The sequence below is a fragment of the Limnohabitans sp. WS1 genome (assembly GCF_003063265.1).
In the GTDB taxonomy this organism is placed as follows: domain Bacteria; phylum Pseudomonadota; class Gammaproteobacteria; order Burkholderiales; family Burkholderiaceae_C; genus Limnohabitans_A.
Genome location: NZ_NERU01000009.1, coordinates 26,171 through 48,821, shown reverse-complemented (window position 1 = coordinate 48,821; position 22,651 = coordinate 26,171). Strand labels below are relative to the sequence as shown.

Genomic DNA, 22,651 nt, shown 5'->3' with positions numbered 1-22,651 from the left:
AACAACAGTTAATCCGCTGTTCGCAATCTCCATCCCCTTGATTGCTTCTTCAATTGTTGCCACAGTGTCGCGACAATCGCCTCACCGATTCACATACACATCTTGGCCATTGGCCTGCAAAGACACCACCAGCGACGCCACCACATCGGTGGCCTGCAAGGCCAGCAGCACATACCACTCGGTGCGCACGGCCAGCCACACCACCACCTGAATGCTGCAGGCCATTGATCCGACATCCATGCCAAAAAGCCCAATTTGTCACGAACCTCGTGACGAATCCGTCGCTTCACCCCAAGCCCAACCTACGCGCATACAAGTCATCAAACACCGCCTCCAGCCCCGGGTGCACACCGCGCAGACCTGCGACCACGGCGGCGGCCCAGTCAAAGTAAGCCTGTTTGCGCTCGGGCGACCAATCGGCGGGTGGCGAGGCCAGGATGTCGCGCACATTGCTGATCTTGTCGGCCAGCTTGACCAACTTGGCCTGGGGCGAAATGTGTGGCGCGTGCTCGATCTGCATCTGCTTGCGCACCAATTTTTCGAGCAACTTGTCGTCGGTCACCTCCAGCACCACAGACGCCACCTGATCGCCAAACAAGTCCCGCAGCTCTTCGGCCGTGGTCTCGGTGTCCTCGATGGTGTCGTGCAGCACTGCGGCGCACAGCACCGACACATCCTGCACGCCGCCCTCGTTGGCCAACACATTGGCCAGCGCAATCGGGTGGTTGATGTAGGGCGATGCATCGGCGTCTTTGCGCCTTTGGTTGCGGTGCTTGTCGGCAGCAAAGGCCACGGCTTGGAGCAGAGCGGCCAGGGGGTGGGGGGGAGTTTTCATGGGTCTGTTCTTTCAACGGGTTACAAAGTTATAGGCATCGGATTTAAGTTTTCTACTAAAATCATCTGCGCAGGTGAGCGTGAGACTTGTAGAGGTTGCCAGCCATGGCAACAGCCCGAACGGGTGGACCCCTCGAACTCAGGACCTGCACTTTTTTCAAATGCCCGCATCGGCGGGCTTTTTTTTGGGTGCATCAATTACCCAGACTGCCGCACTGCACATGCCGCCTGCAACACACGGGCAGTTTCTGCAGGATCAGCGCACCACAGCTTCAGCCCATAGCCGTCCACAGTTCCCTTGTTGCGATAAATGGTTTTACCCATCAGGCGCAAATAGCGGTCTTCGTAATCGCCATACGGATTGCGATGCACTGAAAAGAACACCCCGGAAGCCACGGCATCGGCCAGTTGCAATCCAGCCAACTGGTCATGGTTGACTGCACGAATGCGCTGAGGGTCTACCACGCTCCAATCCACTCGCACATCACTGCCCGCCTGCCCGAGCTTGAGCTTGCTCAAATACCCACGCAAGTTGTCGTAAGACATGGCGCTGCGGTTGGAAAAGACCATCTCGACCGTGCCATCCCCTTGGCCAGTACGGTAGTGATCGCGGCACAACCATGACACCCGCTCGACCAGCAAACGAGTGGCGTAGTGGTAAAGCGCGTAAGGCTGTTGCTGAAACACCTCTGGCTCGCTGATGGACGGCTTGTGCACCAAGACGCTGACCGTGCGAACAGGGGCATCGCCGATCAACCGCGCCAAGGGCACGCGTTGCTCGTGCCTCAACTCACGGAAATGCAGGGCCTTTTTGGCATCCTTCTTTAACAACTCGCGGGCCTGTCGGGCCAGTTGCACCACTTGCAGGTCGTTTTCCTTGCGAATGACCATGGCCGACAGAACAAACCAACGCGAGCTGCCCTTCTCATTGGGCAGGAACTTAAAACCCTCGTCTCCCGATTCGTCTACGTAGGCGACAAAGCTGGCGGTCATTCAATATCCGTTTCCAGTGCCAATGACACACACCCACAACCTGGGCAAGCCAGCTGTTCGGCACCAACCTCTTTGAAGAGCAAACCCGTATCCACGGGCTGGGCTGATAGGTGCCAACAGGTCACCAACTTGCCGCCACAGAGCACATCCTCCATCAGGCTGCAGGCGGGGCATTGGTGCAGATCACGGTCGCCCATAAAGCCGCCGTGGGCCTTGACTTGGGCTCGGGTGGTGGCCAGTTGCGCGGCCAAGGCTTGGAATTGTCTCAAGTCACTTTCTTTGGTCATCACAAGCTCAAATCAAAAAATTATTTCCAAAACTTTTCAGGAATTTGCAAAAGAAAACCGACCGAAGAAATAAACAAAAACCATGTATTGCCTTTTTTAATCAACCACCATACGACCTCGCGTAGCCAAATTTTTTTAGCCTTCATTTCAAAAATATATTGATCTACCTCGTCATCATCATCAAAGGCATCGCCATTTTTAACGACTCCTGTGAAAGCCACTGAGGCAAGAATGAGTAAAGCGCCCAAGCCAGCCAATAAAAATCCAACTACGTCCATCCACCGAAATAGCTTGGATAGATCAATACAAATTTGTCCCATATCAAGCCACCAACCCTTCCAACTCCGTCACATCCTTGAACACCACGTCCTTAGACAGTTCAAAGTGTTTGCGGCCGCAGGCGATCTTCAGGTTTTCGGCTTGGCGGCGATCTTGTTCGACGGTGCTGGATTTGGTCTCAGCCACGAAGTAAACGCGGGCGTCGCCCTCGAACACCACAGCCCAATCGGGGTTGTAGTTGCCCAGCGGTGTCGGGATCTTGAAGCGGTTGGGCAGCTTGAAGAAGAAGCGCACGCGCTCGTCGTCGCTGCAGTTCTGCGCAAACTTGTTTTCGGGCGTGCTGTCGGTCAGAACGCATGAAAACGGCTCACCCATTTCGGCTTTTTGGTCATCCAGTGGACACGCCTGCAAAAGGGTTTTGCTGACGGGTGGTGTCATGTCGTCAGCAACGGGCGGGTACACGCTGCTTTGGTAAGTTTCCACTTCGCCCCACAGCTCTGCCAATTCTTCGCTCAGCGTCATTTCATAGCGCTGCCCGTTGATCTCGTGGTATTCGATGCCTTTCACCAGCAATACCTGCAAGCTGTTCTTGATCGCCGCGATGGCCGTGTCCAGAAACGCCTGCGGGTTGATCAGCAACTCTTCCAAGCGGCCCGAGCCGTCCAGGATGGCGAACAGCGTGGCCCGTGACAGGTGCACACGGTTCTGGATGTAGGCATAGACGTCGGGCACCGTCACATTGAAGTTGCGCACATCGGTGTTGGCCGCCCCAGATTGCACGCCATGCACACCTTCATGTGTCATCACAATTTTGGCCTTGGCCGAGCGGATTTTGGGTGCCTGCACCCTGGGGTATTGGTTCGTATCTGCCAACGCCGCTTTGCATGCATCAATCAACTCCGGCGTGTCCAGCTTCACGCTGTAGCGCGTCTGGTAGTTGATCTTTTTCCAGATCGCCTCGAACAGCGCGGCCTCTTCGGCGTCCAGATCCTTCGGCTTGACCTTCACCTTGGCGCGTGCGTTCTTCACGCGCCCGGTGAACTTCACCCCGGTTTCGTCTTCAATCTCTTGCTGCAAAGATTTGGCAAAAGCTTCGTAGCTTTCGTTGGGGATCACGGTGAGCACATTCACCCGCTTGTCCATCACCCGCTCGCCCGACTGGTTCACGCACAGGCGCAGGCCACGGCCAATTTCCTGGCGCTTTTTCATGGCACTTTTGGTTTCGTTGAGCGTGCAAATTTGGAACACGTTGGGGTTGTCCCAGCCCTCGCGCAGCGCAGTGTGGCTGAACAAAAACTGCAGCGGCTCGTCGATGGACAGCAGCCGCTCCTTGTGCTGCATGATCAAGTGATACGTACTGTCGTCTTTGGCCACAAGCCCGGTGGTGTCCACCCACACGGTTTTGGCCTTCACGCCCTTGCCTTTTTTCTCGCCCGAAAAATAGCCGTCATGCACCTGGCTGGCCGCGTGCGGAATCAGGCCACGATACTTCGGCATGTTGCTGTACTTGTTGAAGGACTCTTCAAACCACAGACCAAACTTGCCCGTTGTGGGTTTGCCGTCGGCATCGAAGGCGCGGTAATTGGCCACCTTGTCAATGAAGAATAAGCTCAGCACCTTGATTCCCATGGGCTGCAACAGTTTCAGCTTGGCAAAGTGCGCGGCCACTGTGCGCTCGATCTGGTAGCGCATCACGTCATCCGTCAGACCGCCTTGCTTTTCGTGCAGCTTCAAGATCCGCCCGCCCGAAAATTCGATCTCGCCTGCTTCGGCATAAATCTCGTTGAGGATGTAGCCGTGCTGATAAGCCTCGCGCTGTTTGGACTTGGCATACAAATCTTCTTCTACTTTTAGCAACACCTCCGAGCGCTTCACGCCCGTCGGGCTGTTCACGTCTATGAGCAGGCGGGCTGTGTAGCTTATTTTGGACTTGGCCTCGATGCTCAGCAGCTCAATGAAAGCTTGGTTGTGATCGGCGTCGGCCAGCACGCCGTCCACCTCGATCTGTTTGACCAGCCCCAAGTCGTAAGCCTGCACCGGGTTGAGCGAATACAGCAGGTTGTAGGGGTTGCGGTGCGTGGCCGAATAGCGCAGCGTGCACAGCGGGTTCAGGTCCAGCAAGGCGGTGCGGCGCAAATCGGTTTCAAAGTTTTGCGGCTCGTCCACGATCACCACCGGGTTGACCGCCTGGATGTACTCGATGGGCGCAAACGCCCGCTCACCCTTTTGCTTGATGCGGGTGCCGTCTTTGGCAAAGCTGTCGATGTTGATCACCAGCACGCTCAAAGCGTCGCTCAGCGCGAAATCGCGCAAGGCCGACAACTTGCTGCTGTCGTAAAGAATAGGCACGCAGGGCACATGCGCGTAGTCGTTGGAAAAGTGGGGGCGCGTGACCTCCAGATTTTTCATGGTGCCCTCGCGGATCGCCACGCTGGGCACCACCACCACAAACTTCTTGAAGCCGTACTGCTTGTTCAGCTCGTACATCGTACGGATGAAGGTGTAGGTCTTGCCCGTGCCGGTTTCCATTTCAATGGACAAATGAGGGCAAATGCGCGTCTCGGCCACGCCGTCCACCAGCGTTTCCAAGGTATCGCCCTGCAACTCGGTTGACAAAAAACCGGGCTTGATGTCACCGTCCGGGCCAGGAAAGTTGGCCTTTTGTACCGCCTGCACATTGACCAACAACTGCGCATCGGACAGCTTGAGCGCGTTGCCAATGGTGCCGTCGGCCGCATAGCGCACGCTGGCGTTTTGCCCGGCCAGCGAAAACTCACTTTTGGCCAGTGGCTGGCCGTCGAACACCTTCACCACCGCATCGACCGCCTTCTTTTGGTAGTCCTGGTGGCTGAATTGCAGTTGCATCGTCATGTCTCGTCCTTGTTGTCTGGCTGGTCCAAAGTGGCCTGCCGTTCACGGGCCAGCTGCACCACGCGGTGCAATTGCGTCTGCAGCACTTGCAGCTCGGGCAATGCGTGCAGGTACTGCGCCACGCGGATGTTGGCGCTGTCCAGGTCCATCAGCTCCACCTGCTCGGCATCGGCGCTGGCGCACAAAATCAGGCCAATGGGCGAAGCTTCGCCCTCGGCACGGTCGTTTTGATCGAGCCAGCGCAGGTACAGCTCCATCTGCCCCTTGTGCGACGGCGAAAACTTTTCCAGCTTCAGCTCCACGGCCACCAAGCGGCGCAAGTGGCGGTGGTAGAAAAGGAGGTCCAGGTAAAAGTCGTCTGCGCCCACGCTGATGCGCTTTTGCCGGGCCACAAAGGTGAAGCCCGCGCCCAGCTCCAACAAAAAACGCTCCATGTCGCGCAAGATGGCGCTTTCCAGATCGCGCTCGCTGTAACCATCGGGCAGGCCCAAAAAGTCCAGCATGTAAGGGTCGCGAAACACCAGGTCGGGCGTGACTTGGCCGCCCTCACGCAGCTGGCTCAGCTCACTGGCAATCACCGATTCGGGCTGTTTGGCAATGGCCGAGCGCAGGTACAGCTGGCTGGCGATGCGTTGCCTGAGAACCTGCACAGGCCAGCGCTCAATCCGGCACATTTCGGCGTAAAACTCGCGCTCCATTGGTGCTTTGAGCGGAAGAATTTCAATGAAATGGCTCCATCGCAATACTTGCGACAAAGTCGCAACAATTTGCGCGTCAGGGAAGACGTCGGAAAACTGCACCATGCGCCGCAAACTGCGCAGCCCAAACCCCCGCCCGTACTCCCGGATCAATTGTGTCGACAGCGTCGACACAATTCGCTCGCCATATTCCGCACGGGCTTGGCCCAGCACCTCGCGGCGAATGCGGTCCCCTACCCGCCAGTACAGCAAGGTCTGCGTGCTATTGGCCGTGCTGGCAACATGGCTCCGGGCCTGCTCAATGAGCAGGCGCAAATCAGCCAAGACAGGCTGTGTCAGCGCTAGCAGCGAACGCTCGGGTGCATTTTTAGGCATGGCGACTCCTCAAATCACCGTCAAACCGATGTCCAGCCCGGCCAGTTCCAGCTGCAGGTTGGCCAGCAGTTCGTCGGCTTTGGGGCCCACAAAGCACGAATTGAGCATGACCACCTGAGCGGGCTTGGCTTGGACGATGTCTGTTTTCAGCGCCTCGGTGTAGGGGTCAAAGCACAACAACATGAGCGTGTTGTCGGGCATGAGGACGCGGTACACCGTGGCACCGGCCATGTCCGTGGGCTTGCTGATGGCGTGCACGCCCAATGCGCCCAAGCCGTGCTTGAGCAGCAGCTCGGCCAGCATGGCGGTTTGGGCGGGCTGGTCCTGTGTGCCTGTGGCCTGCTTTTCGGCGCTTTGGAACAGTTGCAGCTGTTCGCGCAGCGCCTCGGCGCTGTTGGCGTCGCCACGCCAGACCTTGAAGTTGGACGGGGCTAGGGTGAAGTGGGCGCAGGCCAGCTTGGCAGTTTTGTCGGGGTGCTCGGCTTTGAGCTTGGCGATGACTTTGTCGATGCGGGCACGGGTGATGTCAGCGATGGTGCGGTAACCGGCTTTGTAGGCTTCGCTGTCTTCGTCGAGGACTTCGGGCATTTGTACACAAATACACTGACGACTTCCACCATCTTTGAGATTTAATTCCATCACGGCTTGGGCTATAGTTCCCGAGCCTGCAAAGAAGTCTAAAATTAATGAATCACTTTTTGTGGCTATGCTTAATATTTGATTCAAAAGACGAACGGGCTTTGGGGTGCTAAATATTTTTTTTCCAATTAATTCACCAGTTTCTTTTTGTCCTTCATCATTATGGCCAACCATTTCAAATGGCCACCAAGTTGACGGTACTGTTCCATCTTGTATTTCAGTCAAGAATCTTTTGAGCCGTGGTTTTTCATAACTTTGACCCGGGCCCCAATACAGACGATTTTCAGCAACCATAGTTTCATGTCGGTCTTTTGAATAACGCCAAACTGCACTCTCATCGGGCCAAACATCAGCACCGCTTTTAGGGTGTTTAATTGGATACCATAATGTCGGCCGCTCAAACCTTGATTTATTACTTACATAATTATCAGAACCCCAATCTCCCCGCGGATCGTTGTCAAGGTTTTTATATCTTAACAATTGCTTTTCAGTTCGTGGCAAAAGGTTTCTTTCGAAACTTGGAGTTTTTTGATAAACAAAAATATGATCGTGCATCGGAGCGATTCCTGGATCGTCATTTGATACTGCATATTTTTTTTGCCAAAGTACATTTGCAATAAAGTTCTCTGACCCAAAAACCTCATCGCAAAGCAATTTCAAATTCGCTGCCTCGTTGTCATCAATGCTGATGAAAATCACCCCGTCATCGCGCAACAAATTTCGAGCCAAATACAAACGCGGGTACATCATGGACAGCCAGGCGCTGTGGTACTGACCGCTTTCCTTGCTGTTCTTTTTCCACAAACTTTGCTTGTTCAAATAGCCCGCTTCGTTTTTCTCGCCCGTGCGGCGCTGGTATTCGTCCAGCGTTTCTGAGTAGTTGTCGGGATACACAAAGCTGTCGTTGCCCGTGTTGTACGGCGGGTCGATGTAGATCATCTTGACCTTGCCGTAATAGCTTTTTTGCAGCACGCGCAGCACTTCCAGGTTTTCGCCCTCGATCAGCATGTGCTGGGCCTGCGCCGGGTTGTTGGCGTCGGGCCGCAGGGTGTGGCTGCTGGTTTTCTGAATCTCGCGGCGGGCGGCGGTTTTGCCCGCCCAAGACAGTTCATAGTGCTCGTCCGATGCCACGCGGTCTTCGCCCAGCAGCTCTTGCAGCTTGGCCACATTGAGCTGGTTGTCACTGATGAGTTCGGGCGCGGTTTGCGCCAGCAGGGCCAGCAACTCGGCTTTGCGTTGGGCCAGGGCATCGGGGCTGTGGCCCAGGTCGTCGGTTTGTGTGTTGTTGTTCATGGTGTCCCTTGATTCACGGAATGTTTATGCGTCCAGCACTTCCCAGTGCCCGCCCTTGGTCGGGCCGACATGCCGAATGCGTTGAGCGGCCTGCAGCACACGCAGGTGGTGGCGCACACTGGCTTCGCTCAGCTTGAGTGCCAAAGCCAAGGCTTTGGCGGTGATGTCGGGCTGCGCCTGCAAGGCTTTCAACACCAGTTCTTTGGTGTTTCTTGTGTGTTTCTTTGGTGTTTCTTTGGCGTTTTCTGGTGGTTCCAGGCCAGTTTTTGGGGCAGTCGCCTCGGTTTTTGGGGTGTTGACTGCGGCCGCACTGGGCCGTTCAAAGCTGGCCACAAACAACCGGGCGATCTCGCGGAACTCGACATCGGGGGCGTTTTGCAGAATCAGGGGCATGCCGCGCCCCCAGGCTTCGACCATGTCAATGCGCCGGAACAGGTCTGCCAGCAGCGGGTTGCGGCGGTGTGAGACGTTGCCCCGGCGCATTTGTTCAAAGGTCAGGCCGTCAAAGAGGCCGCCGGGGTTGCGGATTTCGACCCGGTTTTTGTAAACGGCGATCTGGATGTAATCCGGGTCGCGCCAGTCGCGGTGGCAAAAGGCGTTGATGATGGCTTCGCGCAGGGCCGCACGCGAGATTTCGGGCACATCCACCCGGCGCATGCCTTCCAGACGCATGCCAATGTGGATGTGTTTGAGGATGTATTTTTCGGCCTCTTCAATCAGTTCGAGCACGTCGCCATCGAAGTCGTGGCGGTCGAGGATGGTGGCGCTGGTGGTGCTGGCAAACAAGGCGCAGCGCAGCTGGATGGGCTGGTGCGCAAAGAACAGGCGGGCGGCGTTGAGAAGTTGCCCACCGGGCAGCAGGCCGAGTTTGGTCAGGGCGTTGGTCGGGTTGTCCCAAGGCAGTCCGGCCCGTTCCACAAAGTGGCGGATTTTGTCTTCGCTCAGCTCGGCCAGGGGCGTGGTGCAGGGCTCGTTGTCCCAGCGCAGGGCGGCGCTGTTGCGCTTGAGGATCAGGCTTTCGAGTTCGCGGGCGCTCATTTGCCGGTCTTCGTCGGCCACGCGGATGTAGGCGCGGCCATGCGCGAAGTACGGCTTTTGGTGGCCTGTGGCTTGCACGCGCAGGCAGGTTTTGCCCGCCACGTCGACCGAGGTGATTTCGGGGTAGAGCCGAGGATCGATGTGCGCCCCCAGGGCTTGCGATACGTCGCGCAAGGTTTTCTCGTTGGCCATGAGGCCCGTTGGTTTGCCACTGGGGGCGATGCCAAACCACAGATCGGCCTGCCCGTGTTTGTTGAGCATGGCCACGAGCGAGATCAGGCCTTGCTTGAGTTCGGCCAGGCTGGTTTTGAATTCGACGGTTTCGGATTCGCCGGAGGGCAAGGCGTCTGGCCAGGCATCGGCACTGGCACCTGGCTCCATGGCTTGCAGCGCTGACAAAGTGGTGTTGGCGGTCATGTCACCGTCCATTGCAGGGTGAACAGGTGTTCGGTCTGCACTTTTTGCTTCATGCGCTGGGTGAGCTGGTCGATCAGTTGGTTGCGCTTGGCGTCGATTTCGTCTCCTACGTCGTAGATCTCGCGGCGTTGGCGAGTTTTTTGGCGTTCGAGCTTGGCGATGCGCTCTTGGGCGGCTTGCTGTTCGGCCAGGGTGGTGGCCTGGCGGGCTTCGCGCTGGGCCACTTTGATTTGGTCTTTGGTGTTTTTGAGAGCCTGCTCGGCGGCTTTGACCATGTCTTCGGCCCAGCGGTCGAGCTTGTCGCGGCCTTCGTTGAAGTGCGCACTGTTGGTCTCCAGCGCGAGGGCTACGGTGGCGTCGGCGTGGCGTTGGGCTTCTTGTTGCAGGCGGGTGGCCTGGGACAGGTCGCCGCTGTTTTGCAGCGTGGCGGGCGTGGCCATGAGTTTTTCGCAGGTCTCTTGGTCCAGGGATTGCCCGGCGTCGGTCAGGGCCGAGAACAGCAGGTATTCCTGTTTTTCAAAGCTGTCCACCGTGAGCTTTTGCAGGGTGAGCACACCCGATTGGCCGCGCAGCGCTTCGACCACCGAGACGCGGGCTTCGGTTTGCCGTGTGTCAAACACCAGGTGCTGCATCGGGGTGCTGGCTTGGCAGGCAGCGTGCACCACCCATTCGCCCAGGGGGTGAGACAGGCGGTAGGTGTGGGCGTCCAAGCTGGGGTCGTTCACGGCCAGTGAATTCACGTCGCTGGGTTTTTCACGCGAGATGAGGTGGTAGCGGCCTGCCGAGATGCCCGCGACCAGGCCCGCAGCGGTGGGCGCGGGCAGGTCAAAGCTCAGTTGCGCTTCGTCAAACCAGGCTTGCCCGGCCAGCACATGGCGGGTCAGGTCCCAAAACCGGCGGCTGAATTGGTTGAGGTGGCTCAGGGTGTCCTGCCGCTGCAGGCGCAGGCGTTCGTGCACTTCGGCGTCAAACACTTCCAGCAGCTGGCTGCGGGTGTGCGCCATGCGCTCGTCAATGGCTGGTTTCATGGCCTGGCCCAGCGCGGCAAAGGCGGCGTCGATTTGCGCGGGCGTGCGGCAGGTGCGGTAGATGTCCAGAATGCGCCGCTCGATGTCCACACCGGATTCGATGCTGCCCAGCACTTCGTCGGATGCGCCAAACACGCCGTCGAACAGTTTGAACTTGACGGCCAGCAGCTCCAGCACGCGGGCGTCGGCGTGGTTGCGTTCGTTGAAAAAGTTGATGACGACCACGTCGTGCTTTTGGCCGTAGCGGTGGCAGCGGCCAATGCGCTGCTCCACGCGCTGGGGGTTCCAGGGCAGGTCGTAGTTGATGACGAGTGAACAAAACTGCATGTTCACGCCCTCGGCAGCAGCTTCGGTGGCGATCAGAATGTCGGCTTCGTCCCGAAAGTGTTCGATCAGCGCGGTGCGGATGTCGATGTCTCGCGAGCCGCTGATGCGTCCCGTGCCTTGGTTGGCCGTGAGCCAGCGTTCATAGATGTTGCTGGCCTCGGGGCCTGAGTTGGTGCCGCTGAACAGCACCACTTTGCCCTCGTGGCCGTTTTGTTCCAGAAAGCGTTTGAGGTATTCCTGCGTGCGGCGCGACTCGGTGAAGATGAGCGCTTTGCGTTGGGCGGTACCGCCCGTTTGCATTTGGGCAAACGCGTTGAAGCCCACATCCAGCGCTTGCAGCAAGGCGGTGGTTTTGGTATCGGTGCCGATGCCTTGCGCCCAGGCGTGCAGGCGGTCCAGCTCGGCAATTTCGGCGTTCAGGCGTTGGCGGTCGAGCTGGGCGGGGTCTGTGGGAGCAGCGGTCGTCCCTGTTTCTGGTGTTTCATCGCTGGCGTTGAGGATTTCGTCCAGCAGGTCTTCTTCCATTTCTTCCTGGCTGACCAGGGTTTCGATCCAGTCGTTTTGCTCCCAGTCGGCAGTGTTCTGGATTTTTTGGTCGCGCAGTTTTTGCAGGCGCTCTTTCATCACCCCCAAAGTGCCCGCAATGGCCAACGAGCTGGACGCCAGCAGCTTGCGCAGCACCAGCTCGGTCAGGTGGCGTTGGCGGCGGGGAATGGCGTAGCTGTCTTCGCGGGTCAGGTAGTCGCTGACGGCTTCATAAAAACGGTGTTCATCGTCGGTGGACCGGAACTTTTGCGTGATGGCTTTTCGCTCGGTGTACTTGATGTACTCGGTCACGTCTTTGCGCAGGGTGCGTTTGCAAAAGCTGTCGAGCCGTTGGCGCAGGCCAGCCAAGTCGCCGCCTGCCCCGGTGAACTGGCTTTTGAAGGCGTTGATGTCGCCAAAGATGCTGTCGTCGATCAGGGTGGACAGGCCGTACAGCTCCAAAATTGAGTTTTGCAGCGGCGTGGCCGTGAGCAGCAGCTTGCGGCTGTCGCCCGTGGCCCAGCGGATGGCTTGGCCAATTTTGTTGCTCTCGCGGTAGGCGTTGCGCAGTTTGTGGGCTTCGTCGATGACGACCAAGTCCCAGGCCATGGACCGCACCTCTTCTTTGATGCGGGTGGCGTAGGCATAGGACATGACCACCACGGCTTTTTGGCGCAGCGGGGCCAAGCCTTGGCGCTGGGCTTCGCGCCAGGTTTTGGAGTCCAGCACCACGGCGGGCAGGTTGAATTTGTCTTGCAGCTCCAGCGCCCATTGCTTGCGCAGCGATGCGGGGCAAATGACCAGCAGCTGCCGCTTGCGCTCGGCCCAGTATTGGCAGAGCACAATGCCCGCCTCGATGGTTTTGCCCAGACCCACCTCGTCGGCCAACAGCACGCCTTTGCTCAGCGGCGAGCGCAGCGCAAACACCGCCGCCTCGATCTGGTGCGGGTTGAGGTCCACGCTGGCGTTGAACAGCGCCTGGCTCAAACGCTCAAGCCCGCCGCCTGCGTGCTGCAGGGTCAGGTCGTGCGCGATGTATTTGGCTTGGTGGGGCGTCAGAAGCATGAATCGGCTGTGCGCCTAAAGAGATTCAAAAAACGACTGATCGTAATGTCTTTATTTACATTTTAGTTTTCAAAATTGTATTTTTTTGTTATGCATGAGCCGTCAGCTTTTCGTCAGCCAGAAGGTTTGAAAGCGACCGCAACCGCATTGCCCTTTAAAAAAGACCAGAGCCACCTTTCGTAGGAGCCCACCCCTGTGGGCGATGGTTTGCAGGGCGTGTTCCACGCCCATCGCCCACAGGGGTGGGCTCCTGCAAATAAAACCAGCCTTGCAGGCGTGCTGCAATTTATCCAGGGCTGGGCAAGTCGTCTTTGCAGCGGGCCATGACGAGCAGGTTTTTAGACCAGCTGATTTCTCCTATCAGCGATTGGAGTTTTGGCTTGTCGCGGTATTCGTTGTAAAACTGGCGCATAAGCCACAGGTTTGGGGCTGAAAACCCGTTGCGCCCCGGGAACTCTGTTTGCAGGTCTCGCGCCAGGTTTTCGACCACGGCCTTGCCCCAGCCGAGTGCCTCTTGTCTTTGGCTGATGTTTTCGCCCAGCCACCAGTAAAGCGCCAACAGTTCTTTGTTGACCGCTCGCAGGGCCTAGAACTGCCGCTGGCGTATCTGGGTTTTGACTTCCTTCAGGAAGTCGGTGTAGCCATTTGGGGCCAGTGAAGCCTGTTGTTGATCAGAATTCATTTCAAAGACTTGACGATTTCCACCATCGCCTCCGTATCCAACCCGCAATACGCCAGCAAGTCTTTTCGGGCTTGTTGGCGTTCGGCTGGGGTGATGGGTTGGCCGGGTTCTTTTTCTGCGCCGGGGGGCGCGGCGGCCAGCAGGTAGGCCAGTTGGGCTTCGCTGCCGTTTTGTACGGTGCCCAGCTGGCTGTATTGCAGGTGCGCCGCCATGCACGGCAGCACGGTTTTGATGCTGAAGGTGCTGCCTTCGGCTTGGGCCATGTCGGGGTGAAAGTAGTGTCGCCGCACGATGGGCAGCAGGTCTTGCACTTGGTCGTGGATGCGCATCAGCGCTTGGCGCAGGTCGGCAAATTGCTCGGCCAGGTCGCGGATGACGGTGCGTTCAAACGAGTCGTTCCAGGCCAGCACGGTGCAGCAGGGGACGATGTCTTTGACGAGTTGCTCCGCCAGTGAGCGGCGCGGGTCTTGGCCGGTGGTGTCCAAAAATTCGGCGTGACCGAGCACTTGGCCGCTTTGGGCTTGCCGATGCAGGCTGTATTGAAACGGGATGTGTTGCCCGCTTTGCGTGCCGGGCCACACGGGCGCCACAAAGCTGATGGTTTCAAAGTCGAGGTGTTGCACCGGCCAGCTCAGGGTTTGCAGTGCGGCTTGGGCACCGGCGCGGTCCATCACGACTCGCCCCGTACGCACGGCTTGGGCCAGGCGTTGGTTCACGCCGTGGGTGTCGGTGCTGCCGTTCCACAAGCGGGCGATGGTAGCGGGCGGCACTTGGCGCAGGTCGGTGTGGCCGGCGTCGATGAGTGTTTGTGCTTTGGCACCGCCCCGGTCGTTGTAAAAGCGGATGGGCACGGGCTGCGGGGTGGTTTGTTTCGCAGTTTGTTCAGTGGTTTTTCCGGTGCAGTGGCCGATGTAGGGGCATTCAAAGGGGCTGGTGCATTGGTCGCCGGGCTGGTGTTTGAGGGGTTCTTGGCGCAGCGCCAGGGTTTGGGCCGCGCCGCGCAGGGTGGCGGGCATTTGTTGCTGTGCCTGGCGCACTTGGGCTTGCAGGTCGGGGTCGTCGTGCAGGCCCAGCAGGCCGGTGTAGTCGCCAGCGGTGTGCAGTTCAAAGCCTTTGTTCACCAGCAGCAGCGCCACGCTGTCCAGGTCCACGCCGCTTTGTTCGGCCACCCAAGCTTGGGTGGCCAGGTCGGTGATGTGGTAGTCCTTGGGGGTGGTGCTCGACTTGACTTCGATCATTTGCCAGTAGACGCGGTGGCCGTGCCGCCGGGACACCATGACGTCGGCCATGACCAGCAGGTTTTGGTGCTGGAAGGTGGCTTCAAACAGGGGGCGGCGCTGGTCTTGCATCCACTGGTATGTGAGGTGCGTGGCGTAGTTCAGGTCGCGCTGGCGGTGGCCGGTGTCTTCGTCCGTGATCCAGCTGGCTTTTTCGATGTCCACACCTTCAGGCCAGCAGGCTTGGGCAATGCGCCCAATCACATGCCCGTCCAGAAAACGCTTGGTCGTGTCAGCGCTGTAAACCGCTTGTGCCACAGGCGCAAGGCCCTTTTTGCGGGCGGCCCGGTCTTGCATCTCCAGCCACAGCCTGCGGGGGCATTGGCGGTAGTTGTTGAGCAGGGATTTGCTGAGGTGGGGGCTGGTCATGTTGTTTCGTTTTCTTGCCAGACCGAAAGCGTTTGCCAATGTTCAGGAAAGCCCATGTGGTGGGGGTATTCGGTGCGGTAATGCTCTGCAAAGGTTTCGCGGCTTCGCTTGTATTCGCGGCGCAGTTCATCCAGACCCGTTTGCCAGACCGCCTGCCGCGTAAAGCGGCTGCCATCTTCGTGAGCAAAGGGGCCATAACGCAGGGTCAGTTCATTGGAAAGTCGTGTGCGCAGCGAAATTTCAAAGCGCTCCACCGCATCAAGGACCAGCAAACGCAGCTCACGATCGAAGTTGTAGATGGCGACGACAAGGTCGAAATCGGTGCCATTTGCAAAAAGGTGATTGCGCTCTGTTTGAGAATGGACTTCGAACGACAGCCAGTAAGCGCGAAGTCGGTAGTAGTTGATGTGCTGAAGCACTTTTGCAGCACGTTGCGGCTGCACAACTTGCATGCCTCGGCTCAGTAGCAAATCCACTTGCTCGGCCGTGCTCAGAGCGGGTTTGTCAAAAGCCTTCATGCTTTTGCCACCCCACAAAAAGTAACCCCCCTGGTGCGCATCGTGGAGAGGCGTGGGGGGTGTTGTTGCGCGAGATTATACGGGGGCAGCAGGGGCTGGGTTTCGCGCCAGGATTTGGCGTCAAGCACCACAGCGGGCAGGTTGAACTTGTCTTGCAGCTCCAGCGCCCATTGCTTGCGCAGCGATGCGGGGCAAATGACCAGCAACTGCCGCTTGCGCTCGGCCCAGTACTTGCACAGCACGATGCCGGGCTCGATGGTTTTGCCTAGACCCACCTCGTCGGCCAGCAAAACGGCCTTGCTCAGCGGCGAGCGCAGCGCAAACACCGCCGCTTCGATCGGGTGCGGGTTCAGGTCCACGCTGGCGTTAAAAAGCGCCAGGCTCAAACGCTTAAGCCCGCCGCCTGCGTGCTGCAGGGTCAGGTCGTGTGCGATGTATTTGGCTTGGTGGGGCGTGAGCAGCAAGACGGTGTGGCCACTGGCCGTGGATATGAAACAAAAGGTTCATATCGTAATGTTTTAAGGACTTATTAGAGTCATAAGATGCTCTTTATTTGTGATTTTTGTTTACAAAAATACATTGGAAAGTGCTGTCCAAATGATCGGCATGCTGTAGTCCCAAGCAATTCGGGGCCTCCCTCGCAATACCGGGGCGTCTCCCCGTAGGAGCGGCGCCCTCGCCGCGATCAAGCCTTGCAGACCACAACCCTTCGCCCCGAGGGCTGGGCTCCTACAAAATGCTGTTCTCCCAAGCAATTCGGGGCCTCCCTCGCAATGCCGGGGCGTCTCCCCGTAGGAGCGGTGCCCTCGACGCGATCAAGCCTTGCAGACCACAACCCATCGCCCCGAGGGCGGGGCTCCTACAAAATGCTGCACTCCCTAGCAATTCGGGGCCTCCCTCGCAATGTCGGGGCGTCTCCCCGTAGGAGCGGTGCCCTCGCCGCGATCAAGCCTTGCAGACCACAACCCATCGCCCCGAGGGCGGGGCTCCTACAAAATGCTGCACTCCCAAGCAATTCGGGTCCTCCCTCGCAATGCCGGGGCGTCTCCCCGTAGGAGCGGCGCCCTCGCCGCGATCAAGCCTTGCAGACCACAACCCATCGCCCCGAGGGCGGGGCTCCTACAAAATGCTGTACTCCCAAGCAATTCGGGGCCTCCCTCGCAATGCCGGGGCATCTCCCCGTAGGAGCGGCGCCCTCGCCGCGATCAAGCCTTGCAGACCACAACCCATCGCCCCGAGGGCGGGGCTCCTACAAGATGCCGGGGCATCTCCCCGTAGGAGCGGTGCCCTCGCCGCGATCAATCCGTCTGGGCCAGCACTCTCCAGAACGCCGTGCAGAGCAATAGCTGGCCGAGGTCCTCACATTTGGTCAATCGCCGTGTTGACCACTGGTGCTTCGCCCGGCTTGTCCGACAACGAAAACCGGTCTTCGGTGCGGATGTAAAAACTTGCGCCAAAGCGGGCCACGGGTTTGTAGTCGCGCAGGTTGACGCGCCAGGCTTCGGTGTCGATCAGGCCCTCACGCGCAGCCAGCCATTGGATGCGGCCGATGAAGACGTAGCGGCTGGGGGTTTCGAGCTTTTCGTGCAGCACGCACTCAAACGCAATCGGCGCTTCCTGGATGCGCGGGGGGGCCACGGTGTGCGAGGGCACGGGCGTCAGGCCTACGGCGGTCAGCTCGCTCACGTCCGAAGGCATGGACTCGCCACAGTTGTGCATTTTTTGCGCCATGGGCTCGTCGGACATGTGCACCACAAACTGGCCGTTGTGCAAGATGTTGGCGGCCGTGTCTTTGAGGCGGCCGTCTTGCAGGCGGTTGATGCTGATCATCAGGATGGGCGGGTCTTCGCCGATCATGTTGAACATCGAAAACGGCGCGGCATTGATCACCCCGTTGGCCCCAAGGGTGGTCACCAGGGCAATGGGCCGGGGCACGATCAGGCTGGCCATGAGTTTGTAGCGCTGGTAGCTGCTGATCTGGTCAAAGTCGACTTCGGTCATGGCGGATTTCACTAGGTGCGGGTTGAGGATGGGGCAAGAAAAAAACGGCAGCACCCAGTCTAGCCCTCGCTGGATGCTGCCGCCAAACGGTGGCGTGAAAGCCTTGGCTGGCGCTCAGGCGATCACTTCGACCTTGGCACGTTTGGCCACCGCGCTCCAGGTGGTGATTTGTGACTGGATGAGCTTGACGAAATCGTCGCCCACCACGGGGGTCTTGCGGGCCAAGGTTTGCACTTCTTCGAGCCGCGCCACCACATCGGGTTTGGCCAAGATTTCAGGGATGAGTGCGGTCAGGCGCTGCGCAATCGGGGCAGGCAAATTCTTGGGCGCAGACAGGCCCAACCACTGAGAACCGGTGAGCGAGCCATAGCCCAACTCGGCAAAGGTGGGGATGTTGGGGAAGGCCGCCATGCGTGTGGGCGTGGACACGGCCAGGGCACGCAGCGAGCCGGCTTTGAGCTGGTTGACGTTGGTGGTGACGGGGTCAAACACGCTGTCGATCTGGCCACCCAGCAGGTCTTGCATGGCCGGGGCGCTGCCTTGGTAGGGCACATGGTCATGCTCACTGGCCTGGCCTTCGATTTTGAGCAGCTCGCCATACAGGTGATTGGCCGAGCCGATGCCCGAGGTGCCAAAGCGTGTCGGTTTGGTTTTGGCGGCGCTCACATACTGCGCCAGTGTTTGGTAAGGCGACTGGGCCCGCACCAGCAGCAGCATGGGCGCTTCGACCAGCATGCCCATGTGGGTGAAGTCGTTGACCGGATCAAAGGGCATGGTGCGGCGTGTGGCGGTGGCGTAGATGTGCACCGAGGCGTGGCTGACCAACAAGGTATAGCCGTCGGCGGCTTGGCGCGACGCGTATTCGGTGCCGATCAAACCGCCAGCGCCTGCGCGGTTATCCACCACCACGGTTTGCGACAAAGCGCTCGAGAGGTGCGGCGCCATCATGCGCGCCACGGTGTCCACCAGGCCACCGGGTGGGTATTGGCAGATCAAGCGAATGGGGCCTTTGTTGGGCCAGGCAGAAGATTGGGCGTGGACCCACGGGGCAGCCAATGTGGCGGCACCCGCTGCCAATAATTCACGACGTTTCATGGGATTTCCTTGAGTGGAGGGGTTCAAAAACAAACAAAGGGCACGGGGTGCCTTTTTTGTTCCGAGTCTCACTAGCAGGAGATGTGCCCGTTTTTTAACCCTGCCGGGTCAGGCAGGTGTTTCTCCGTTGGAGGTGGTGGTGGTTTGCGGGGGATTTCGCGACGAGGGCGTCGCTCCTGCAGGGGGGCAAGGTGGTTTTGGTGCGCAGGGCGCACCTTTTTGGACGGGATGCCCCATGCACGCCCATGGTGCAAGCAGGGGGCTGTTAAGAGAACACGACCTTGGCTTGGCCCAGCATGGCGTGCAGCAACACGTTGCAGCCTGCTTCGATGTGCTCGGGCTTGGCGTCTTCGATTTCGTTGTGGCTGATGCCGTCTTTGCAGGGAATAAAAATCATGCCACTCGGGGCCAGTCGCGCGGTGTAGATGGCGTCGTGCCCGGCACCCGAGACCACCCGCATTTGGCTGTAACCCAGCTGCGTTGCAGCAGAAGACACCGCCTCCACACACGCCGGATGGAAGGGTTGCGCCGGGAAACTCGACACCAGCGTCAGCTCGATGCGCAGGCCTGTGCTGCTCTGCAAACTTTGCGCCAGGGCTTTGATTTCATCGGCCATGGCCTCCACCCCGGCGTCGGTGTTGTTGCGCAGGTCGATGCTGAACTTGACCCGCCCCGGAATGACGTTGCGGCTGTTGGGGTGCACATGCACCATGCCCACCGTGCCACGGGCATGTGGGGCGTGCTGGTGGGCGATGCTCACCACGGCTTGCATCAGGTGCGTGGCCACTTGCAGGGCATCTTGGCGCAGGGGCATGGGGGTGGGGCCAGCGTGGGCTTCCATGCCGGTGACGATGCAGTCAAACCATCGAATGCCCAAAGAACCACTGACCACACCAATGGTCACGTCGGCGTCTTCGAGCACCGGGCCTTGTTCGATGTGGGTTTCAAAGTACGCCCCGATGGGGTGCTGCCCCGGCACTTCGGTGCCGACATAACCAATGCGCTGCAACTCCTCCAGCACAGTTTTGCCCTCTTGGTCTTGGGCTTTGTAGGCGTGCTCCAGCGAAAACGCACCCGCAAAAACGCCCGAACCCATCATCACCGGCACAAAGCGGGAGCCTTCTTCGTTGGTCCAAAAAGCCACCTCAATCGGAGCCTCGGTTTCGATGCCGTGCTCGTTCAGGCAGCGCACCACTTCCAGTCCGGCCAGCACACCGTAGTTGCCGTCGAACTTGCCCCCGGTGGGCTGGGTGTCGATGTGGCTGCCGGTCATGATGGGCGGCAAGTCGGGCTGTCGCCCTGCCCTGCGCATGAACACGTTGCCGATTTGATCGACCGTGACCGTCATGCCCGCTTCGCGTGCCCAAGACGTGACCAGGTCACGGCCTTGGCGGTCCAGCTCGGTCAAGGCCAGGCGGCAGACGCCGCCTTTGTCGGTGCCACCGATTTGGGCCAGCGTCATGAGCGATTGCCACAAACGGTTGGCGTCGATGCGCAGGGCGGGCAAGGTGTCGGGACTCAGCTTCATGGGATCTCCAAAGTTGTTCATTCAGGGCTGTCTCGGTAGGCTTGAAACACATCGCGCAATTGTCGGCGAGGTGCTGCGGTGGCCGTCAGGGACTGTTCGAGTTCGTTGAGGTGTTTGCGCATTTCTGCGCCTGCCGATGCGGGACTTTTTTGCAAGGCTGCAATCAAGTCCACATGGCGATGGGCCACACACACTTGCCCGCCTTGGCGTTTGAAGTGCGACATGAGCAAGGAGGTGGTGGGCAACAGGCCGTTGAGCCAACGGGCCAAGACCGGGTTGCCATGCATGCGGGCCATGGCTTGGTGAAACTCACCCGAGAGTCGAATCGCCAGCGCATGCTCGCCTTGGCGATCGGCCTCGGCTTCAGAGGTGGCCAATTCCTGCAAGGTCTGCAGTTGTTCCTCGCTCAGCCGCCCGGCCAGTTGCCGGGCCACTTCGCACTCCACCACCCTGCGGGCATCAAAAACACTGCCCGCATCTTCCAGACTGGGAATGGGCACGCGTGCGCCCCGGTTGTGCAGCAACTCGATGACCTGCTCTTGAGCCAGGCGTTGCAGCGCTTGGCGCACCAAGGTGCGGGACACATTGAACTGCTCGGCCAGCTCTTGCTCGCGCAGGCGTTCACCCGGGGACAGTCGGCGCTCCAGAACGGCCTGGTAAATGGCTTCGTAGACGCGGTCTGCGCCTGTGATTTGCACGCCTGCAGCGTCTTGGGGACCGTGCCAACCTTCATCTATCATGATGGACCCCCATGCAACCCCGTCATTCCATGCACACCGATCAGCCTTCGGGCATTCTGGCTTGTCAGCCGCTGAGCGCAGACGCTTTCTCGCCCTATGGCGAGGTGTTGAATTTGTTTGCACCGGCCCAGCACACCATCAACCAAGGCACCAGCGGGCGGCTCAATTTGCCCGGCGGCCTGGACTTGGCGGGCGATCAAGGCCAAGCGGTGTTGGCGGTCTTTCATGCGCAGGCGCAAAACCCCGAGGGCCCTTGCCACATGCTGGAGCGGCACCAACGGGGCAGCCAGACTTTTGTGCCTTTGACGGGGGCACGCTGTCGCTTGCTGGTGGCCTTGGGCCACAACCTGCCCGACCTGAACACACTCAAGTGCTTTGAGGTCTCGGGTCAACAGGGCTTCACGCTGCACAAAGGCACTTGGCACCACCCCCTGATGGCCTTGGACAAGGGGGCCTTTTTGGTGCTGGAGCGCCAGGGCCCGACCGAAGATTGCGAGATTCATTCACTGCCTTTGAGCGTGCGCCTGAGTCCCCTTTGAAGCCGCTCGCACGGGATGACCGTGCGGGTTTCAGGACCAGGCGCGGTGGATCTGTTCGGCCAGTTGGACCAGACTGCGGTCTGAGCCTTCTGGCCCCACCAAAGAGATGCCCAAGGGTGCGCCCTGATGGCTGGCCAGAGGCAAGCTCACCTGCGGCAGACCCGCCATACCTGCCACACACAGCAAGCTGGTGGCCCGGTTGCGGTAGGTTTCCAGCTCGGCATCGGTCTGGCGAATCAAAGGGGCCACATCGGGCATGGTGGGCATCAAGAGCACGCCGTCGGTGCCCAAGATCTGCTGCATGTGCGTGCGCCAGACGTCGCGAAAAGCCCGCGCCTTGGCCACTTGCTCGTCGGTGACTTTGGACGACCAGTCAAAACGCTGGGCCACCGCAGCCCCCAGCACTGGCTGAAACCGCTGAAGAAAACCCCCATGCACATCCCAGGCCTCGCGCCCCTGAATCGCACGGAAATGCCAGTACATGGTGTCCAGGTCTGTGTTCATGACACGAACCGGTTTGGCCTTGCCCAAACACTGCTCTATTTTTTGACGCACCGGCTTGAGGGCTTTGAGGGCCCCGGGTGTGGCCAGTGCCCACATGTCAGACGGGGCCAGCAAGCGGATGTGATCGGGCAAGGGCTGCGCATCCTGGCCCAACAAAACATCGGCCACGCGGGCAAATGTGGGCACATCGCGGGCAAACCAGCCGCAGGTATCGAGGCTGGGCGACAAGGCCATGGTGTCTTGCAAACTGATGCGCCCCTGGCTGGGGCGCATGCCGACCAAACCGCAATGGTTGGCGGGGGCACGCACCGAGCCGCCCGTGTCAGAGCCCAAAGCAAAATCGCACAGGCGGTTGGACACGGCAGACGCCGAGCCCGACGACGACCCGCCGCTGATGCGCTCGGCCACCGCACCGTTGATGGGCGCACCGTAATGCGCGTTTTGACCGTTCATGGAGAACGCCAATTCGTCGGTGACGGTTTTGCCCACAAAGCGGGCACCCGCGTCGAGCAAGCTTTGCACCACCGGGGCTGATCGGTCCTGCACGCCCCACAAGGCCATGAGCATGGGTTGACCGCCGCTGGTGGGGTAGCCCTTGACGTGGTAGATGTCTTTGGCCGCAAAGCTCAGGCCCGACAAAGGGCCTGTGGCCGCGTGGGCCACCGGGCTGGCGGGGTAAGGCATGAAGGCGTGGGCTTGGTCCCACAGGGCATCGGTGTGTTGGCTCAT

The 22,651-nt window shown here is 59.3% G+C and carries 20 protein-coding genes; 1 reads left to right on the top strand and 19 read right to left on the bottom strand.

Translation table 11 applies throughout. The features are described from left to right. Positions 1 to 81 precede the first annotated feature (81 nt). The 18 genes from B9Z48_RS21555 to B9Z48_RS12200 all read right to left on the bottom strand — a co-directional run bounded on the left by B9Z48_RS21555 (position 82) and on the right by B9Z48_RS12200 (position 20,879). On the bottom strand, positions 82 to 240 hold the full coding sequence (locus B9Z48_RS21555) for a hypothetical protein (protein WP_158273258.1): 159 nt from the start codon (positions 238 to 240) through the stop codon (positions 82 to 84). A gap of 46 nt (positions 241 to 286) precedes the next feature. Further along, on the bottom strand, positions 287 to 814 hold the full coding sequence (locus tag B9Z48_RS12280; protein WP_108378869.1) for an HD domain-containing protein: 528 nt from the start codon (positions 812 to 814) through the stop codon (positions 287 to 289). A 218-nt stretch (positions 815 to 1,032) separates the two neighbouring features. Continuing rightward, on the bottom strand, positions 1,033 to 1,827 hold the full coding sequence (locus tag B9Z48_RS12275) for a DUF3800 domain-containing protein (RefSeq protein WP_108378740.1): 795 nt from the start codon (positions 1,825 to 1,827) through the stop codon (positions 1,033 to 1,035). Next, positions 1,824 to 2,114, bottom strand: coding sequence for a hypothetical protein (locus tag B9Z48_RS12270; RefSeq protein WP_108378738.1), 291 nt, complete (start codon positions 2,112 to 2,114; stop codon positions 1,824 to 1,826). The genes B9Z48_RS12275 and B9Z48_RS12270 overlap by 4 nt, the downstream gene beginning before the upstream one ends. A gap of 20 nt (positions 2,115 to 2,134) precedes the next feature. Beyond that, entirely contained in the window at positions 2,135 to 2,392 is a 258-nt protein-coding gene (locus B9Z48_RS12265) for a hypothetical protein (RefSeq protein ID WP_146186277.1), read from the bottom strand. Between the two features lie 43 nt (positions 2,393 to 2,435). Next, entirely contained in the window at positions 2,436 to 5,264 is a 2,829-nt protein-coding gene (locus tag B9Z48_RS12260; RefSeq protein ID WP_199233509.1) for a DEAD/DEAH box helicase family protein, read from the bottom strand. Next, entirely contained in the window at positions 5,261 to 6,337 is a 1,077-nt protein-coding gene (locus B9Z48_RS12255; protein ID WP_108378732.1) for a YhcG family protein, read from the bottom strand. Before B9Z48_RS12255 ends, B9Z48_RS12260 begins: the two co-directional genes overlap by 4 nt. Before the next feature lie 9 nt (positions 6,338 to 6,346). Next, positions 6,347 to 8,200, bottom strand: coding sequence for a site-specific DNA-methyltransferase (locus tag B9Z48_RS12250; protein ID WP_158273257.1), 1,854 nt, complete (start codon positions 8,198 to 8,200; stop codon positions 6,347 to 6,349). 93 nt (positions 8,201 to 8,293) lie between these two features. Then, positions 8,294 to 9,724, bottom strand: coding sequence for an ATP-binding protein (locus tag B9Z48_RS12245; RefSeq protein WP_199233508.1), 1,431 nt, complete (start codon positions 9,722 to 9,724; stop codon positions 8,294 to 8,296). Further along, complete coding sequence (locus tag B9Z48_RS12240; RefSeq protein WP_108378728.1) at positions 9,721 to 12,669, bottom strand: SNF2-related protein; 2,949 nt, start codon at positions 12,667 to 12,669, stop codon at positions 9,721 to 9,723. The genes B9Z48_RS12245 and B9Z48_RS12240 overlap by 4 nt, the downstream gene beginning before the upstream one ends. Positions 12,670 to 12,955: 286 nt before the next feature. Beyond that, the gene (locus tag B9Z48_RS12235; RefSeq protein WP_255419490.1) at positions 12,956 to 13,252 is read right to left on the bottom strand and encodes a DUF1016 N-terminal domain-containing protein; all 297 of its coding nucleotides are present in this window, start codon (positions 13,250 to 13,252) and stop codon (positions 12,956 to 12,958) included. A gap of 95 nt (positions 13,253 to 13,347) precedes the next feature. Beyond that, on the bottom strand, positions 13,348 to 14,997 hold the full coding sequence (locus tag B9Z48_RS12230) for a DUF2779 domain-containing protein (RefSeq protein ID WP_108378726.1): 1,650 nt from the start codon (positions 14,995 to 14,997) through the stop codon (positions 13,348 to 13,350). Next, positions 14,994 to 15,515 carry an Abi family protein gene (locus B9Z48_RS12225; protein ID WP_108378724.1) on the bottom strand — a complete coding sequence of 174 codons (522 nt, stop codon included), beginning with the start codon at positions 15,513 to 15,515 and terminating at the stop codon, positions 14,994 to 14,996. Before B9Z48_RS12225 ends, B9Z48_RS12230 begins: the two co-directional genes overlap by 4 nt. Then, the gene (locus B9Z48_RS12220; RefSeq protein ID WP_108378722.1) at positions 15,512 to 15,979 is read right to left on the bottom strand and encodes an SNF2-related protein; all 468 of its coding nucleotides are present in this window, start codon (positions 15,977 to 15,979) and stop codon (positions 15,512 to 15,514) included. The genes B9Z48_RS12225 and B9Z48_RS12220 overlap by 4 nt, the downstream gene beginning before the upstream one ends. An 895-nt stretch (positions 15,980 to 16,874) precedes the next feature. Continuing rightward, complete coding sequence (locus B9Z48_RS12215; RefSeq protein WP_108378720.1) at positions 16,875 to 17,516, bottom strand: flavin reductase family protein; 642 nt, start codon at positions 17,514 to 17,516, stop codon at positions 16,875 to 16,877. Positions 17,517 to 17,630: 114 nt separating this feature from the next. Beyond that, on the bottom strand, positions 17,631 to 18,611 hold the full coding sequence (locus B9Z48_RS12210) for a tripartite tricarboxylate transporter substrate binding protein (RefSeq protein WP_108378718.1): 981 nt from the start codon (positions 18,609 to 18,611) through the stop codon (positions 17,631 to 17,633). 265 nt (positions 18,612 to 18,876) lie between these two features. Continuing rightward, the gene (locus tag B9Z48_RS12205; protein ID WP_108378865.1) at positions 18,877 to 20,139 is read right to left on the bottom strand and encodes a Zn-dependent hydrolase; all 1,263 of its coding nucleotides are present in this window, start codon (positions 20,137 to 20,139) and stop codon (positions 18,877 to 18,879) included. Positions 20,140 to 20,156: 17 nt separating this feature from the next. Next, entirely contained in the window at positions 20,157 to 20,879 is a 723-nt protein-coding gene (locus B9Z48_RS12200) for a GntR family transcriptional regulator (protein WP_233261106.1), read from the bottom strand. An 11-nt stretch (positions 20,880 to 20,890) separates the two neighbouring features. On the opposite strand from B9Z48_RS12200, the gene B9Z48_RS12195 reads away from it, so the two are divergent. Then, entirely contained in the window at positions 20,891 to 21,418 is a 528-nt protein-coding gene (locus B9Z48_RS12195; protein WP_233261105.1) for an ureidoglycolate lyase, read from the top strand. A 30-nt stretch (positions 21,419 to 21,448) separates the two neighbouring features. Here B9Z48_RS12195 and B9Z48_RS12190 read toward each other — a convergent pair whose 3' ends face one another. Next, positions 21,449 to 22,651 (bottom strand): amidase, encoded by a 1,203-nt coding sequence (locus tag B9Z48_RS12190; protein ID WP_108378716.1) that lies wholly within the window; start codon positions 22,649 to 22,651, stop codon positions 21,449 to 21,451.